The 17,636-nt window shown below is 39.8% G+C and carries 14 protein-coding genes; 3 read left to right on the plus strand and 11 right to left on the minus strand.

Annotation, left to right across the window (positions count from 1 at the left end; translation table 11 throughout):
• Positions 1-43: 43 nt before the first annotated feature.
• Entirely contained in the window at positions 44-1,780 is a 1,737-nt protein-coding gene (locus B4B65_RS17795) for an ABC transporter ATP-binding protein (protein ID WP_293917477.1), read from the minus strand.
• 78 nt (positions 1,781-1,858) lie between these two features.
• Entirely contained in the window at positions 1,859-3,613 is a 1,755-nt protein-coding gene (locus B4B65_RS17800) for an ABC transporter ATP-binding protein (RefSeq protein ID WP_293917479.1), read from the minus strand.
• 175 nt (positions 3,614-3,788) lie between these two features.
• Between B4B65_RS17800 and B4B65_RS17805 the strand changes: the two genes are divergently transcribed.
• Positions 3,789-4,769, plus strand: a complete 981-nt coding sequence (locus B4B65_RS17805; protein ID WP_293917481.1) for a helix-turn-helix transcriptional regulator — start codon at positions 3,789-3,791, stop codon at positions 4,767-4,769.
• 86 nt (positions 4,770-4,855) lie between these two features.
• The gene (locus B4B65_RS17810) at positions 4,856-5,251 is read left to right on the plus strand and encodes a VOC family protein (protein ID WP_293917483.1); all 396 of its coding nucleotides are present in this window, start codon (positions 4,856-4,858) and stop codon (positions 5,249-5,251) included.
• Positions 5,252-5,334: 83 nt separating this feature from the next.
• Here the strand turns inward: B4B65_RS17810 and B4B65_RS17815 are convergent, their stop codons facing one another.
• The 6 genes from B4B65_RS17815 to B4B65_RS17840 all read right to left on the minus strand — a co-directional run bounded on the left by B4B65_RS17815 (position 5,335) and on the right by B4B65_RS17840 (position 12,666).
• Entirely contained in the window at positions 5,335-5,550 is a 216-nt protein-coding gene (locus tag B4B65_RS17815) for a heavy-metal-associated domain-containing protein (protein ID WP_293917485.1), read from the minus strand.
• An 85-nt stretch (positions 5,551-5,635) separates the two neighbouring features.
• A complete protein-coding gene (locus B4B65_RS17820) occupies positions 5,636-8,050 on the minus strand; it encodes a heavy metal translocating P-type ATPase (protein WP_293917487.1) in 2,415 nt (804 codons plus the stop codon).
• A 216-nt stretch (positions 8,051-8,266) separates the two neighbouring features.
• On the minus strand, positions 8,267-8,791 hold the full coding sequence (locus B4B65_RS17825) for a hypothetical protein (protein ID WP_293917489.1): 525 nt from the start codon (positions 8,789-8,791) through the stop codon (positions 8,267-8,269).
• A 48-nt stretch (positions 8,792-8,839) separates the two neighbouring features.
• Positions 8,840-9,724, minus strand: a complete 885-nt coding sequence (locus tag B4B65_RS17830; RefSeq protein WP_201678717.1) for a bifunctional 5,10-methylenetetrahydrofolate dehydrogenase/5,10-methenyltetrahydrofolate cyclohydrolase — start codon at positions 9,722-9,724, stop codon at positions 8,840-8,842.
• Positions 9,725-9,755: 31 nt separating this feature from the next.
• Complete coding sequence (lepA, locus tag B4B65_RS17835; protein WP_115169131.1) at positions 9,756-11,546, minus strand: translation elongation factor 4; 1,791 nt, start codon at positions 11,544-11,546, stop codon at positions 9,756-9,758.
• Between the two features lie 127 nt (positions 11,547-11,673).
• Positions 11,674-12,666, minus strand: coding sequence for a cation diffusion facilitator family transporter (locus B4B65_RS17840; protein WP_293917493.1), 993 nt, complete (start codon positions 12,664-12,666; stop codon positions 11,674-11,676).
• Between the two features lie 364 nt (positions 12,667-13,030).
• On the opposite strand from B4B65_RS17840, the gene B4B65_RS17845 reads away from it, so the two are divergent.
• Positions 13,031-14,173, plus strand: coding sequence for a pyridoxal phosphate-dependent aminotransferase (locus B4B65_RS17845; RefSeq protein WP_201681743.1), 1,143 nt, complete (start codon positions 13,031-13,033; stop codon positions 14,171-14,173).
• Between the two features lie 149 nt (positions 14,174-14,322).
• Here the strand turns inward: B4B65_RS17845 and B4B65_RS17850 are convergent, their stop codons facing one another.
• The 3 genes from B4B65_RS17850 to B4B65_RS17860 all read right to left on the minus strand — a co-directional run bounded on the left by B4B65_RS17850 (position 14,323) and on the right by B4B65_RS17860 (position 17,628).
• On the minus strand, positions 14,323-14,859 hold the full coding sequence (locus B4B65_RS17850) for a hypothetical protein (RefSeq protein ID WP_201678714.1): 537 nt from the start codon (positions 14,857-14,859) through the stop codon (positions 14,323-14,325).
• A 72-nt stretch (positions 14,860-14,931) separates the two neighbouring features.
• Complete coding sequence (locus tag B4B65_RS17855; RefSeq protein ID WP_293917496.1) at positions 14,932-16,203, minus strand: glucose-1-phosphate adenylyltransferase; 1,272 nt, start codon at positions 16,201-16,203, stop codon at positions 14,932-14,934.
• A 3-nt stretch (positions 16,204-16,206) separates the two neighbouring features.
• Positions 16,207-17,628, minus strand: a complete 1,422-nt coding sequence (locus B4B65_RS17860; protein ID WP_293917498.1) for a glycogen synthase — start codon at positions 17,626-17,628, stop codon at positions 16,207-16,209.
• Between the last annotated feature and the right edge of the window lie 8 nt (positions 17,629-17,636).

Here is a 17,636-nt window from a genome sequence, read left to right on the forward strand (position 1 = left end):
AATACAGAAAATGGCTTATCACAGTCCATCTTCATAATATTTATCAGACAGGGACACTGTTCTTTACTTTCCAGCCCCCTGATTGTTGCTGAATATTCCAAAGCTTCTCATATTTTCCTTTCTTGCAGATAAGCTCTTCATGTATTCCTCTTTCCAGTATAGTCCCATTCTCGAGTACAAGTATCTGTTGCGCTTTCTGAATAGTGGCCAGCTTGTGCGCAATGACAATAACGGTCCTGGATTTAACAAGTTCCTGAATAGCCTGCTGAATATAGATTTCATTTTCAGGATCCAGACTTGCCGTAGCTTCGTCCAGCAGTACAATAGGTGCATCTTTCAGCAAAGCTCTTGCAATACTGATACGTTGTTTTTGTCCACCGGAAAGCATACAGCCTTTCTCTCCTACACGCGTATACATACCATTTGGAAGTTCCCATGCAAAATCCAGCACCATTGCTTTTTCAGCAGCCTCAATAATCTCTTCTGAACTGGCATGCGGCTTTCCTATCTTTATATTATTATAAATCGTATCATCAAACAAGTAAACCTCCTGAAACACCTCACTGATCAGCGAATAAAATCTATCCTGATTAATATGCCGGATATCTACACCTCCTATTTTTATTGATCCGCTATTGACATCCCAGAATCGTGCGATCAATGAGGCTACAGTCGTCTTACCGGACCCCGAATGACCGACCAATGCAAGCATGGACTGCTCCGGAACATCAAATGTGAGATCATGTACGGTCATACGATCCTGATAACCGAAACTTACCTGATCAAATTCGATATCAAAACTCGTCGGAAACTCATCCCTGTCCGTTTCCATAGTAGGCTCTTCCAGTACATTGATAATACGGCCAAGACTCTCATTCATATACCGCAAAGTGAGGTAATCCACCATTAATACCTTCAAAGGATTATACAAATTATAGCCCATAATCAGAAAAGTGATTAATACAGGAATACTAATGCTGCCCTGCGAAAGATAATACAATCCCAAACCTAACATAACGACAAATCCGACCTCAAAAAATACGGAAGCGATAACAAGGAAAGGTCCGGGAACAGCTTCCAGCCGTATACTTCTTTTTCTAAGTTCATCAAAAGCATTTTCAAGATTCTTATTCTTATCTCCTACCAAACCATAAGATTTGAGATGAAGAATGCCCTGTACATATTCCAGAAATTTAGACCCGACACTATTCCGTGCCGCAATCTGTTTTTTTCCTAAGGAAGAAACAAGACGATTGGAAATCAGTAATACAGGGTAAATCAGGGGTATTACAGCAAGCAGGCAAAGTGCCAGACGCCAGTCGTAGGCAAACAGAAAGACAGATAAAACAGTTGTTCCGAAAACGGCGGATGCCAGATTGCCGACACTGTGTCCGAAAATTCCTTCAAAATTAGCAACATCCTGTAAAACAATACCGGCAATTTCTCCCGGATCTTTCTGTTTAAAAAATCCCAAAGAAAACTTCTGAAGACGATTACCAAGCCTGATACGCAACTGATTGGCAAGTCCGTATACCAGCAGATTAGAACCTACCATCGTCTTCGAAGCAATAAAAAACTGGGTGATCAGCATTATACTCATCAGGGTGACAGCACCTATTACTCTGGTCATATCCGGTTGCTTAGAGAACAGCTCCCAGATAACGATCAGCAAAACACCCGAAGGTGCAGCTACAAAAATGCTGTGCACAATCTCCCAAAAAATCATTTTGCGCGTTCCTACGGGATTCAGAGCAGTCACATATCTCAAATGTTGTATCATATTATTTATACTTATATTCTATGTATTATGGAATTAAAAAACCTGACAATCATGTCCTGAAATAGAACATGCTATCGATTACATTACAAATTCTCTGGCCCGGGTATGTGCACTCCACATCCGCTGATAAAGCTGACTTTCCTGCAGCAATACTTCATGAGTACCCTCTGCTGTCAGGTTGCCTTTATCAAATACCAGTATCGAATCCACATCCGTAATTGTACTGAGCCGGTGTGCGATTATCAAAACCGTTTTATCTTTAATCAGCTCACTGAAAGCTTGTTGTATCTTATACTCACTTTCGGGATCTGCAAAAGCTGTTGCCTCATCCAGAATCAGAACCGGTGCATTTTTAAGAATAGCCCGTGCCAGTTGTATCCGTTGCTGTTCACCTCCGCTAAGGTGTACCCCATCCTGCCCGAATAAGGTATCATAACCTTCAGGAAGGGACAATATTTCTTCATGAATCTGGGCTGCCTTTGCAGCCTGCATAACTTCTTCACGAGTCTTATCCATCCCCATACGAATATTTTCATACATAGACTGCTGAAACATAAAACTATCCTGAAAAACAAAAGAGACTAACTCCATTAACTGTGTTGTAGGATATTCCTTGATATTTATTCCTCCGATACGGATACTGCCACTATGGATATCCCAAAACCGGGCTATAAGCTGTCCTACTGTACTCTTACCTGCACCTGAGGGTCCAACGAGAGCTACAACAGCATTTTCAGGAATTTTAAAACTGATATCTTTTAAAACCGGAATCTTATTATCATATGCAAAGGAAACATGCTCAAATTCCAGATCAAATGTTTGCGGACTTTGTTTAACATCATTTTCAGGAAGTCCGTCTTCGTCCAGCAATTCATCCAGCTGCTCTACCCCACGGTTAATAACAGACAATTGCATTCCCATATTATTCAAGACAAACAATGGCTTGATATATCCGGTACCCAGTATCAAAAAAAGCAAAAGAGTCGCTAAAGTAACCCCATGATTGAAATAGAGATACAGTCCTGCAATCAGGACGGGCAACATCGCATTACTCACAAAACTTATAAAAACAGCAAAAGCCGGTGTACTGCTTTTAATCCATTCACCAACAAAAGCATTAAAGCGACGAACCGTATTCCCGTATTTCTCAAAAGTCTCTGCAGATGTTCCGAATATCTTCATCACCGGAATAGCACCTACATACTCAACTATACCCGCATTCATATCTTCCAACGATTGATGATAATTGCGGATAAGTTCTTTGTTCTGACCGCCATATGCTCGGGGAATCCATATTGCCAGTATAATTAGCGGAATAAAGCTAACGAGAGCCAATCTCCAGTCCTGCGTAAACAAGAAGAAAATAGTAACAACCGGTAATGTTACGCCTTTTACAAAATCAGGGATCTGATGTGCTATAAATGTCTCTATACGTTCCACATCATCAGCCAGTATTTTACGTAAAGCACCCGAACTTCGGTTAAAAAGATAACCAATCGGAAGTTTTCCGATCTTAGCAATCATGAATTTTCTTAATTCAAAAAGAATATTAAAGGCCGCAAGATGAGAGATGATAACGGAAATATATAGAACGGCCATACTCAGCACAGCTGTAAGAATAGCATAACGTATATACTGACCAGAAGATCCAAAATCTACTGTATCTTTTGTAAGTTCCCGCACAATATAAAAAACAAGCACATAGGGCACCAGACTCAATAGTGCATGTAAAATGGCCAACAGACCCGAAATAATCAATAGCTTCTTTTCTTTGCCCGCTATCTCCAGCAACCGGACAATTCCCTTTTTTTTCGCTTTTGCAGCTGTATCCATGTTTGATTTAATTTTTATATAACTAATCCGCCTTAGTTTATTTAGATAGATTCTAAATAATTTTATACCTTTGCAAAGGTATTATTTCAGGTTATCCTGTTCATTACGCATCAGGGAGTAAAAATGCCGTATGACGGATTAATTTGCCGATTAGTACATTTTTTATACAAACAATATGGTCCTAAACCTCTATGCAGATGACATTCCGGATCTTGTACTACACAAGGACTATCCCAATGCACATCACGCCTCAGACCCACATATGAAAGAAGAGTGTCTGTATATTGATAATCTTTTTGGAAAAGGTTTTTATAAAGAAGTGTATTTTGATGGTATTCATATCGGATACGGAGATATTGCGCTCGCAAAAAAAACCAGAATCCATTTTGAAAGTGATTTTGAAACAGTCGAGATGCACTTTACATTAAGTGGTGACAGTATCACTTCTTCAGAAGATATTCAGCATCATCTTAATTTCAGCAGCAATCAGCATAATATTATTTACGCCAATAATATATCCGGTCAGATTCAATGGGAACAACAGAATTTAAAGGTATTTGAAATCAACCTTCATCCTTCCTTTTTCAAACGTTACTTACCTGAAGAAGGCTCCCTGTTCAATTACTTTCATAATGCCATTGCAACCGGGCGTTCTACATTTTTCCATAAACATAATAACCTCATCAATCTGGAGATGTTACAGATCATTCAGGAAATCATCAACTGTGACCGCAAAGGAATTTTTAAGCGAATGTTTCTCGAGGCAAAAGTCATCGAACTCCTGCTTTTACAGCTGGAACAGATGAATTCAGGCAATTCTTCACATTCCTCACTCAAAAAGTCAGATATTGAAAAAATATATGCTGTTAGAGAATTTATTCTGCAACACATGGATCAGACCTATAGTCTCACAGACCTGGCAAGGATAGTAGGTACAAATGATTTTTTATTAAAAAAAGGATTTAAGGAATTATTTGGCACGACAGTTTTTGGCTTTTGGAATGATACCAAGATGGAAGAGGCACGTAAAATGATCCGGGATCAACATATGAACATCGGTGAAGTTGCTGACGCTGTCGGCTACAAAAATCCTCAACACTTTACAGTTGCATTCAAACGAAGATTCGGAATTGCCCCAAGCCAGTTAAAGAGGTAATATCTTTTAGCTGTTTCACACAATGTTCCGGTAGTTTTAGATTTTATTATCTAATTTTAAGGTTCATTTATTTTGAGTAATTCCATATGGTAAAATTAGGTTATACAATACTTTACGTATCTGACGTTACAAAATCAATTCAGTTTTATGAAAAAGCTTTTGGACTGGAACGAAAATTCATTACTCCTCAGCATGATTACGCAGAACTGCTTACCGGAGAAACAACCTTGTCTTTCGCTTCCAGAGAATTAGCTAACTCCAATCTTCCTGAAGGGTTTATCGAAGCGAATATGCAAGCAAAACCTTTTGGTATCGAAATAGGGTTTATTACGAACGAAATCGAAGAAATACTTGAAAAGGCAATCTCTGCCGGTGCTACTGTGGTCTCTCCCCTTACATCCAAACCATGGGGACAACAGGTGGTGTATCTGAGAGATCCAGATGGTTTTCTGATTGAACTTTGTACAACAGTTCCACATTAAACAGACAAAAGCCTTATAAAAAAAGTATGGAGAATGTTTTTTTAAAACACCTCCATACGATTCAACAAACCACCGGAATTTTTTTAGGAGACGGACTCGATTTTAAAACCTGACTTTTCAACTGCGTTTTTAATTTCAGTTTCGGTCATACCATTTGTTTCTACTGTAAGTATCTTATCTGCTGTAGAAGTATCCACCTGCCACTGCTTTATACCTTTCTCTGCATCTAAAAATGGAGTCACCTTAGCAACACAGCTATTACATTTGATATTGGTTTTGAATTTTAATGTATCGTTCATGAGTATTTTAATTTATTCTTGTACTACAAATTTCGCAACTATTTATGTATTCTGATGTACATCATTATGGTAATGATGTATAATATTATTTTTTCATTTTCAGCAGAAGACTGTTACTTACCACACTCACACTGCTGAGTGCCATTGCAGCTCCTGCAATCATCGGGTTGAGTAAAAAGCCGTTTACAGGATATAACACGCCCGCTGCCAATGGGATACCGATAACGTTGTAGATAAATGCCCAAAACAAATTCTGACGGATTGTAGCCACCGTTTGTCTGGAAAGACGGATCGCTTCCGGGATCTTGGTAAGATCTGAAGATATAATGGTCATCTTAGCCACATCCATTGCGATATCACTTCCTTTACCCATCGCTATACTGACATCTGCCTGAGCGAGTGCTGTACTATCATTAATTCCATCACCCACCATAGCGACGATCTTACCCTGTTGCTGAAGCTGCTTTACAAATTCAGCTTTTTCATGCGGAAGTACCTCCGCTTTATATGAAGTAATAGCTGTAGCTGCTGCAATAGCCTTAGCTGTCGCCTCGTTGTCTCCGGTGAGCATATACACGGCTATACCAGCCTGTTTCAACTCCTGAATAGCTTGAATGGATGTTTCCTTGATCTGATCTGCGATTGCAAAGAGTCCCAGGATACGTTGCTCATCCGAAAACCAAATCACCGTTTTCGATTCCTTACTCCATTTATCTGCAGTTTCAGCAATATCTTCCGGGATAAGGATTCCTTTCTCCTGCATCAGTTTACGATTACCTACATAGTAAGCCATACGCTGGTAGCTCGCTTTAGCTCCTTTCCCGGTTATACTGTCGAAATCCGAGATTGTCAACGTAGTCGTATCTGCAAGATGCTTGACGACAGCATCTGCCAACGGATGTTCAGATTGTTTTTCTATGCTAAGCAACACTTGTCTGATATGCTGATCTTCGGTATACCAAAGACTGTCAGTGACTACAGGTTTACCCTCAGTGATTGTACCCGTTTTATCCAACACCACAGCGGTTACTTTTTTAGCCAGTTCAAGGCTTACAGCATCCTTAATCAATATCCCTTTTTCGGCGCCCTTGCCTATTCCCACCATAATAGCTGTAGGTGTCGCTAAACCCAGTGCACAAGGACATGCAATCACCAACACCGTAGCTAAGGCGATTAGTCCCTGTGAAAAACCGTTATCTCCACCGACAAGAATCCAGGTGATGAACGCAATAATAGCGATCGTAATTACAATCGGGACAAAGATCCCTGCGATATTATCCACCAGTTTTTGTACCGGAGCTTTACTACCCTGTGCTTCCTGTACCATACGGATGATCTGCGCCAGCATCGTTTCCGAACCAACTTTCTCTGCTTTAAACTGAAAGCTACCTTTCTGGTTAATTGTTCCGGCAAATACAGGTTCATTTTCCTGTTTATTTACAGGAACAGGTTCTCCGCTCAGCATGCTTTCATCTACATAAGACTGTCCGCTGATCACCAGTCCGTCTACAGCAACCTGTTCACCCGGTTTGACGAGCAGAATATTACCTACCTGTACATTGGCGATTGGAGTTACTTCTTGCTCTCCGTTTTCCCGGATTATAGTGACGGTCTTAGGTTGCAAACCCATTAGCTTCTTAATAGCGGACGAGGTATTACCCTTAGCTTTCTCTTCCAGTAATCTTCCCAGCAGAATAAAAGTCACAATGACGGCTGCCGCTTCAAAATAGACATGACCATGAATGCCTTTATCTGTCCAAAAGGATGGGAATACAGTATTAAATACACTGAAAATGTAAGCAATTCCTGACCCCAGGGCAACCAGAGTATCCATATTGGCAGAACGATGCTTCGCTTGTTTCCAGGCATTAATGAAAAAATCTTTGCCATACCACAGGACGACCGGAGTAGAAAGAAGCCACATAATCGGATTAGCATGAGGCATATCCATATAAAACATACCGATAATGACTACAGGCAGAGTTATAATAGCTGCTCCTATCGTTTTCCCTTTTAATTTTTTAAACTTTTCCTGGTGAATCTCCTCAAGCGTTTCTGCCTGATTGTCCTCCTCTTCTATCAAAAGATCATACCCTCCTGCCTGAACAGTTTTTTGTATTTGTTCGGGGTTAGTCATATTGGGAAAATACTCAACTGCCACAGAAGTGGTCGCAAAATTTACATCTGCACGGACTATACCGGGCAGGTATTTCAATAAACTTTCCACACTGGAGGCACATGATGCACAGGTCATTTCCAGTACAGGATATGTTTTACGTGTAGTGATTACCTCATATCCGAGGTCCCGGATAGCCGAAACAGACTTATTTACAATATCAGGGTTATTGGCTGTAATTACAGCCCGTTGATTATTTAATTCTACCTTGTGCGTTTGTACACCGGAAATTTTATCGAGTTCCTTATCTATGATAAGTGCGCCATGGTCACTTTCCACATCTGCAAGTGGAATATAAATCGGAGTTTTAGTATCTGCTGTCATGTATATTAATCTTTACGACTTGAACACTGCAAATTTCAAAAATATGCGCATTAGTTCTGTTATATAGTTGTAGCGTATATGTATATTATTCTATGAAATTATTGAAAAAATGTCCATTAAATCAGGTACAGCCGGGATTTATTCCACAAAAAAGCGTTTGATCGAAAGATCAAACGCTCCAATTAAAATTAATAATCAATATGATCTATACTGATTTTAGTTTTTTAAGGCTTCACCTACTTTTTTAGCTTTGTTTTCTACATCGCTGGCTGCTTTTTTAGTTGCATCTCCAACTTTTTCAGCAGCTTCTTTTGTTTCAGCTATTGCTTTATTGGCACCATCTTTAGTAGCTTCAACAGCATTACTTGTTGCTTTTCCTGTAGCATCTGCCGCTTTGTCTAATCCTTCTTTAATATCCTGACCAGCATCTTTCAGTGCTGTTTTAGTTTTTTCCCAAGCTGTATTTGCTTCTTCAGATGCTTTACGAGCAGCTTCTTCAGCTTTTTTGTCTCCGCGGGCAATAGCATCATCTAAATCCTTTTTAGCCTGCTCAGCTTTTGCTTTTGCATCAGCTTCAGCTTTTTGCAAATCTGCAATTGCAGCATCTACATGGTCTCCTGCAGTTATGGAATCGTGATCTGCGTGATCATGTCCAGCATGCTGATTTGATGAATTATTACAAGATGCCATAGTCAGGGCTGTAGCAACTACTGCTAAAAGTGCAATTTTTTTCATATTCAATTTAATTTAGTTTAAAGACTAAATTGAACAATTTCTGTACCAAAAATTTTACTTTTGGTAGATATTACCCTTTGCAGCCTCTAATGTATTTTTCAGTAATCCGACGATAGTCATCAATCCTACTCCGCCCGGTACCGGAGTGATCCAGGAAGATTTAGGTGCTACATGTTCAAAATCCACATCACCAAACAGTTTAAAACCAGATTTTGTCTCCGTAGAATCTTCACGGTTAATACCTACATCTATCACTACAGCTCCTTCTTTAACCATATCGGCTGTCACAAAATTCTTCTTCCCGATAGCCGCAACGATAATATCAGCACGAAGCACCTCCGCTTTAAGATCTTTGGTACGGCTATGTGTCAATGTTACTGTACAATTTCCCGGATTAGCATTGCGAGCAAGTAAGATACTCATTGGAGAACCGACAATATTACTGCGTCCTACAACCACAGCATGTTTACCCGCTGTTTCGATTTTATAATAATCGAGCATCAGCATAATACCATACGGAGTAGCAGGAATAAAACAAGGTAAATTGCGCTGCATACGTCCCAGATTGATGGGGTGGAAACCATCCACATCTTTACGATAATCTATAGCTTCAGTGATTTTGTCCGGATCAATATGCTTTGGCAAAGGTAATTGAACAATCAGTCCGTCAATTGTATCATCCGAATTGATCTCCTGAATTTTGGCAATCAGTTCAGCTTCTGTAATATCGACATCGTATCGGATATTCGTCGAATCAAAACCAACAAGTTCACAATTGCGCATTTTACTTGCCACATAGGTTTCACTACCGCCGTCATTACCAACGAGAATAGCCACCAGATGAGGTTTACGCCCCGCCTGAGCTGTAAAAGCTGCAGCATCGGCTTTAATGTCTTCTTTAATTTTTGCAGAAACGAGTTTTCCGTCTAAAATATTCATGTTATAATAGGAATAGGATTTTATGATGCTATTAATCTAATTTCAACACCGCCATAAATGCAGATTGCGGAATTTCGACATTCCCTACCTGACGCATGCGTTTCTTACCTTTTTTCTGTTTCTCCAAAAGTTTACGTTTACGGGAAATATCCCCTCCGTAACATTTGGCAGTAACGTCTTTACGTAAGGCACTGATGGTCTCACGTGCAATAATTTTTGCTCCGATAGAAGCCTGAATTCGAATTTCAAATTGCTGACGTGGTAACAATTCTTTCAGTTTCTCACAGATTTTCTTACCAAAATCGTATGCGTTTGATCTGTGAATCAATGAAGAAAGAGCATCCACCGGCTCATCATTCAGACGGATATCCAACTTGACCAGATCCGAAGTACGGTACCCGATCTGAGTATAATCAAATGAAGCGTATCCTTTAGAAATAGTTTTCAGTTTATCGTAAAAATCAAATACAATCTCACCCATCGGCATCTCAAATATTAATTCGACACGATCAGACGTCAGGTAAGACTGATTTACAATGACACCTCTTTTTTGAATACAAAGTGACATAATGGGTCCGACAAACTCTGCCTTTGTAATGATGTTAGCTTTGATATAAGGCTCTTCAATAGCATCCAGTTTACTTGGATCAGGCAGATCTGAAGGATTATGAACGAGTACTTCTTCATTATCTTTAGTCAGATAGGCTTTATACGATACGTTTGGTACTGTCGTGATAACAGTCATATCGAATTCGCGTTCCAGACGTTCTTGTATAATCTCCATATGCAGCATTCCGAGGAAACCACAACGGAAACCAAAACCAAGTGCTGCAGAAGATTCCGGTTCAAATACCAGAGAAGCATCATTTAACTGCAAACGGTGCATAGATTCGCGTAACTCTTCGTAGTCTTCTGTATCTACAGGGTAAATACCGGCAAAAACCATTGGTTTAACCTCTTCAAATCCCTGAATGGCATTCGGACTCGGACGATCTCTGTGTGTGATCGTATCCCCCACCTTCACCTCGCGGGCTTCTTTGATACCTGAAATAATATAGCCTACATCACCTGTTTTGATGACATCCTTAGGAACCTGATTCAATTTTAATGTCCCGATTTCATCCGCAAAATATTCTTTGCCGGTAGCGATAAACTTAACACGGTCACCCTTACGGATCTCTCCGTTTTCCACTTTAAAGTAGGCCATGATACCACGGAAAGAGTTGAATACCGAGTCAAAGATTAATGCCTGTAAAGGTCCGTCCGGATCTCCAACCGGAGCAGGTACACGTTTTACGATAGCTTCTAAAATATCAGGAACTCCCAATCCGGTTTTTCCGGATGCAGGAATAATATCCTCTCTGTTTCCTCCGATCAGATCAATGATCTGGTCTTTAACTTCCTCAGGCATAGCACCCGGTAAGTCCATTTTATTTAAGATAGGAATGATTTCCAGATCATGTTCCAATGCTAGGTAAAGATTGGAAATGGTCTGTGCCTGAATACCCTGAGAAGCATCTACGATCAGTAATGCACCTTCGCAGGCTGCTATCGATCGGGAAACTTCATAGGAAAAATCGACGTGTCCGGGAGTATCAATTAAGTTTAGAATATACTCCTCACCGTCTTTTTTATAATTCATCTGAATCGCATGACTCTTGATGGTAATCCCACGCTCACGCTCAAGATCCATATTATCAAGCAATTGTGCTTGCGCCTCACGTTGACTAATGGTGTTTGTAAACTCCAGTAATCGATCTGCCAATGTACTCTTACCATGGTCAATGTGGGCAATAATACAGAAATTACGAATATGCTTCATATAAGATTTTAAAATCGCTTTTTAAACAGCAAAGATACTTTTTTCACAGCATATTTAGCTCCCAAAAGATCGTGTATAATAAGATTTTTTTACAATAGCCTGCTTTTACCCGCCCTACAAGTGATTTTTATGAAGGGGTTATGCTCTCAAAATGCTTTTTATTTCGGGTTACATTTTGAATATCCCATTGTATATCATGGGCAAATGCAACTGATCGTACAGGGCAATCTGCTATTGAGCAATAGCTGCAACATTCAGGAAGACAAGGATCTGCATGTACAAAAAATTCTGTCCGGGTAGATAATTTAGCATTTACGATGGTGTCCAGAGCTGAAATCTCGTCGTGTACCCTATCCAGTTTATAATATCGGGGCAGTGTCAGGTGACAGTCCACATGCAGCTCATTTCCATAACGCTGTACCCTCAGGTTGTGAATATCTATCCATTCTGTACGCCTGACGGCATTCAATGTATCTACGACCTCATTGACCAGTTCAAGATCCGATTCATCCATCAAGCCGCCAATTGACTTTCGTAACAACCGGTAACCGTTAAATAAAATAAATCCACCTAATAATAAAGAGATGACACTGTCTAACCAGGCCATGTGAGTCCAGGTGATAAGCAAAAGACCAACAAGGAGACCAAATGTGCTGTATGCATCGACCTGCAGATGTTTTCCGTCCGCCTCAATAGTCAGGGATTTGAGCAATCGTCCTCTTTTAACAAGGTAAAGACCTACAATAAAATTGACCAGGCCAGTTACTGCGATCAATCCAATACCTTCCGAAAGATTGAGCAATTCATTGGGAAAGAAAAGATTGTAAACAGCCTTAACAAGAATTATGAGCCCCGCAATAAAGATGAGTCCGCCTTCAACAAAGACGGAGAAGAACTCTACTTTTCCATGTCCGTAAGGATGGTTTTCGTCTCTGGGCCTTGCAGACAGATAGATACTGTAAAATGCAAAGCCCGATGCGACCACATTCACGATACTTTCTGCAGCATCTGTAAATATTGCATTCGAATCTGTAATTAGATAAGCGGTAAACTTTATCAGCATCAGCACAAGACCTGTCAGCAAGGACAGAAGTACTAATCTCTTTTCTCTGGACATCATTTAAGATTTTTTATTAAAAATCACCTTATCGGCATACGCAGCTTTGGATTATATAATATTAGTACATCTTCTAATCCGCATATTTTAAATTGCAGGATTATCGATTAAAGAATCTGTGCTAAATTTACAGAAAATCAGCTGTCCTGATTCTCATTTTTGAGTAAACAAAACTACGGGTTATTTTATATTTCTTAAGTTTCAGCTCATAATTATAGATTTTGATAAAATTTCCTGAATTTGTTTTTCTTTTTTCAAGAAATTAACCCATTATTTGCATTCTATATAATATCTTTGTGATACCATGAGTACAACATCAATTTTATCAGATAGGATTAATAATTTATCCGAATCAGCTACGCTAAAAATGACAAAACTTGGTCGTGAATTAGCTGCAAAAGGAGTCAATGTCATCAGTTTAAGTGTTGGAGAACCGGATTTCAATACGCCAGACAATGTTAAAGAAGCTGCTAAAAAAGCTCTTGACGAAAACTATACACGTTATTCTCCTGTTCCGGGATATCCCGAACTAAGACAAGCAATTGTCAATAAATTGAAAAATGAGAACAACCTGGATTATGATATTTCGCAGATTGTAGTTTCTACAGGGGCTAAACAATCTCTATCAAATGTATTACTGACGTTGATCAATCCGGGCGATGAGGTGATCATCCCTACTCCATATTGGGTTTCTTACTCTGAAATGGTTGTATTAGCTGAAGGAAAATCCGTATTTATAGATACTGAAATTGATCAGGATTTCAAGATTACGCCTGCCCAGTTAGAAGCAGCAATCACTCCTAAATCAAAAGTATTTATGTTCTCTTCTCCATGTAACCCGACTGGTTCAGTATACAGCAAAGAAGAGCTGGCAGGTTTGGTAGCGGTATTTGAAAAACATCCTGAAATCTACATTATATCAGATGAAATCTACGAGCATATCAATTTTGTTGATCAGCACGAATCTATAGCGCAATTTGAGAGCATTAAAGACAGAGTAATCGTAGTTAATGGTTTTTCAAAAGCATTTGCGATGACCGGATGGCGTCTTGGATATATAGCCGCAAACAAAGAGATAGCTGCAGCTAATGATAAAATGCAGGGACAGACCACTTCAGGTACTTGTTCTATTTCACAACGTGCAGGTATCGCCGCTTACGAAGGTGGGCTGGAAAGTGTAAATAAGATGAAAGAAGCGTTTGCGCGCAGACGTCAGCTAGTGTATGACCTGTTGAATGATATTCCGGGAGTAAAAACAAATCTTCCTCAGGGTGCATTTTACTTCTTCCCTGAAATCAGTTCTTTCTTTGGAAAAAAAGACGGTAACGGGAATGTTATTCAAAATTCTGCAGATCTGGCATTGTATCTTTTAAATGAAGGACATGTCGCTACAGTAGGTGGTGATTCATTCGGAAACAATAATTATATCCGTCTTTCATATGCTGCTTCAGATGAAAACCTGAAAGAAGCTCTGAGAAGAATTAAGGAAGCTTTATCTAAACTTAGCTAAAAACAAAAAAGGTACTGAAAAGTACCTGTTATAACTTTTCGCCATCTCGGCCTGCGGAACAGTTTACTAAAATAAGACGCATATTTTAGCATTCTTTCCCGGTTGAAATGGCGTTTTTTTTGTCCTGTCAAAAACAGAAGCTGCTGAGCCTATTGTTGTCCCTGATCTGCAGATGGCAATGGTGGCGGCATTGATTCCTGAGGCTGATTGGCGGCAAGTTTTCCACATATACGCCTGATTATTTCAGAGAAATACGGGTAATATATCGCTCCCCAAATCTGAGTTCCTCTGAAGTGAACAGGCTGCTTATATTTTTTAAGATAAGCTACCGGAACTTCAAAAGCAGAGAAATGTGCATTAGGGTCAGCCATACAATATGCCGCTCCATCTTGTGTTATCTCATCACCAACCAGAATAGCTATAGCGCCAACTCCGGACTGTAATCCTCTGGGCCAGCCTTTATTATTATGAATAGCATAATCATAACATGCCTTTGCAAAGGATCTCATCATCAGTTGCGTCATAGTACCATTCACTTCTGCAATAAATACAAAAGTATTCAGCTGTGTAGCCATCCATCGCCAGCGGAATCTTTTGACATATCCGATATGACAAGGAATGTTGCAGATGATTTCTTTAGCGAAATACATCTGCTCTTCCTTTAATATTTTTTCAGCATCTATCATAGGTAGTATTTAATTATAAATGTTTATGTATAAAAAAGTTATGCTTACTTCAGGATAATCTCCCCAGTTACCTTATCCTATTTTAAAACCGTGAGGAATTATTGCATTTTTCTTTACCACTACAATCCCGTCACGAATAGTATAGGTATCAAAATCTCCATCCGGTAAATGCGTACCTCCTTTTATATAAACATCATTTCCTATCCTACAGTTTTTATCAAGAATAGCTTTTTCAATATGGCAGTTCTCACCAACTCCTACTGGTGGTGGCGCCTGGGTGTTTGTCAACTCAATAACCTCGGTCAGATGTTCATAATAATCACAGCCCATCATATAGGTCGAATGTAACCTGGTTCCTTTTCCTATTCTGGAACGTATGCCGATAACAGATTTCTCCAGACTTTCAGCGACTATTATGCATCCGTCTGCTACGATACTATTGATCACCGTAGTACCCGAAATCTTGGAAGGAGGTAACATCCGCGCTCTTGAAAAAATTGTGTTCTTGTCAAAGAGGTTAAATAAAGGAATGTCATCTGTCAATCCGATATTAGCTTCGAAGAAAGAATCAATTGTACCGATATCTGTCCAGTATCCGTCGTACTGATAGCTTAAAACATTTTTCTGTCCAATGGCGTCTGGAATAATTTCCTTACCGAAGTCCATTCCCGGGTTTTCATTCAGCAACTGATTTAGAATTCCTTTTGAAAACACATAAATACCCATAGAAGCCAGATAATTACGCCCTTGCGCTTTCATATTATCACTCACTTCAGAAGTCCAGCTCGGAAGTAATTCAGTACTTGGTTTTTCAATAAAAGAAGTAATTTCATTCCGCTCATTTGCTTTCAGTATACCAAAACCCGGAGCATCTTTTTTGGATACCGGAATGGTAGCAAGAGTAACCTCTCCTTTGTTTTGAATGTGAAAATCAATGAGCTCCGAAAAATCCATTTGGTAAAGCTGATCTCCGGAAAGAATAAGCACATAATCGTAATCTACATTTTGCAAATACTTGCGCGATCGTCTTACGGCATCGGCAGTACCTTCGTACCAGCGATCACCTTCATTTGTTTGCTCTGCAGCCAGGATATCTACAAAACCTTTGCTAAAGCCGCTAAAAATGTATGTGTTCTTGATATGCTTATTCAGCGAAGCCGAATTAAACTGGGTCAATACGAAAATTCGTATAAACCCTGAATTCAGACAGTTCGAAATAGGAATATCTACCAGGCGATATTTGCCGGCAATCGGAACAGCTGGTTTGGACCGTTCATCGGTCAGGGGAAAAAGACGCGTACCACGTCCTCCGCCCAATACTATGGATACGACTTTTGGCAACATAATCTATTTATTTATCTGGTTATATAAATGAATGTATTTTTTAGCCGATGAGTCCCATGAAAAATCAAGGGACATTATTTTCTTCCTGTTCTTATCGAACCGGGCTTTGTCTTCCGCAAAAAGGATAGCACGTTCTATACCCTCTATTGCACTTTCTACTGTTGCCTCATCGAATGAAATACCATAACCTTCCTCAGCGGTAATATCAACGACAGTATCCTTGAGTCCGCCAATTGCCCTCACTACTGGCACAGTACCGTACCGCAGTGAATATAACTGATTAAGTCCGCAAGGTTCAACACGCGATGGCATAAGCAACAAATCGGCTGATGCATAGACCCAATGTGCAAGAGATTCATCATAACCGAAAAACGCGGCAAAACGTCCTTCATAATGACCTGTTAATCCTTCTAACGATGCTCTGATTTCCTGATCGCCGGAACCTAAAATAAATATACTTAATTTTTCGTTTTTAACCTCAAATAAATTAACAATAATCTCATTTAATAAATCTGCACCCTTTTCGGTTGCAAACCTGCCTATAAACACCAGTAAAGGCACTTTAGGATCTAATCCATAGGCTTTACAAAAGGATTCTTTATTTGCCTTTTTCCCGGAGGTTACATTTCTGGCCTGAAAATGAACTTTAACAGCCGGATCCGTTTGCGGATCCCAGATTTCGGTATCAATTCCATTGACAATGCCATATCCTTTACCAGATTCATCTGCAAATAGTGACTGCAGGCCATTGGCATCTGTATAGAGTTCACGGAGATATCCCTCAGAAACAGTCGTGAATGCTGTACAGCATTTGATAGCTGCAGCCAAAGGATTAATAACTCCATCCCAATCCAGAAGCCCCCATTTCCATGTATCAAAAGCCGGTAAAAGAATACCTTTATTCCAATTCATCCATCCCTGATATTGTCCGTTATGCACAGTAACGACTGTTTTGACTTCGCGTAAACGTTCAAAATCATTACCCCACTGCATCAAAAATGGAATAAGACCTACATGATGATCATGGCAATGCACTACATCCGGAGTCTGACCAGATTGAATCAACCAGTCCAGAAAGGCATGTTGAAAGGCAATAAACTGTTCTCCCTCATCAGCATATCCGTACACATCTGCACGGTCCAGATATCCCGGTATCCGAATCATATAAAGTTCATACCCCAACACCTGGTCCTGTTCTTTCCAAATCTCATAGGCTATCTTTGCAGATCCCATTGCGAACATACCAGTCGCAATCACAGCAAAAGAGTGTTGCAGAATAAAGGGTTTATCATACCATGGCATGACCACAGACGCATGGATACCTAACCGGTTCTGGTATTTGGGCAATGCTCCCACCACATCTGCCAGCCCTCCTACTTTGGCCACAGGATAGCACTCAACACTCAGGTGAATAACATTCATCATAATCTTTA

The organism is Sphingobacterium sp. UBA5789 (assembly GCF_002418355.1).
GTDB lineage: Bacteria > Bacteroidota > Bacteroidia > Sphingobacteriales > Sphingobacteriaceae > Sphingobacterium.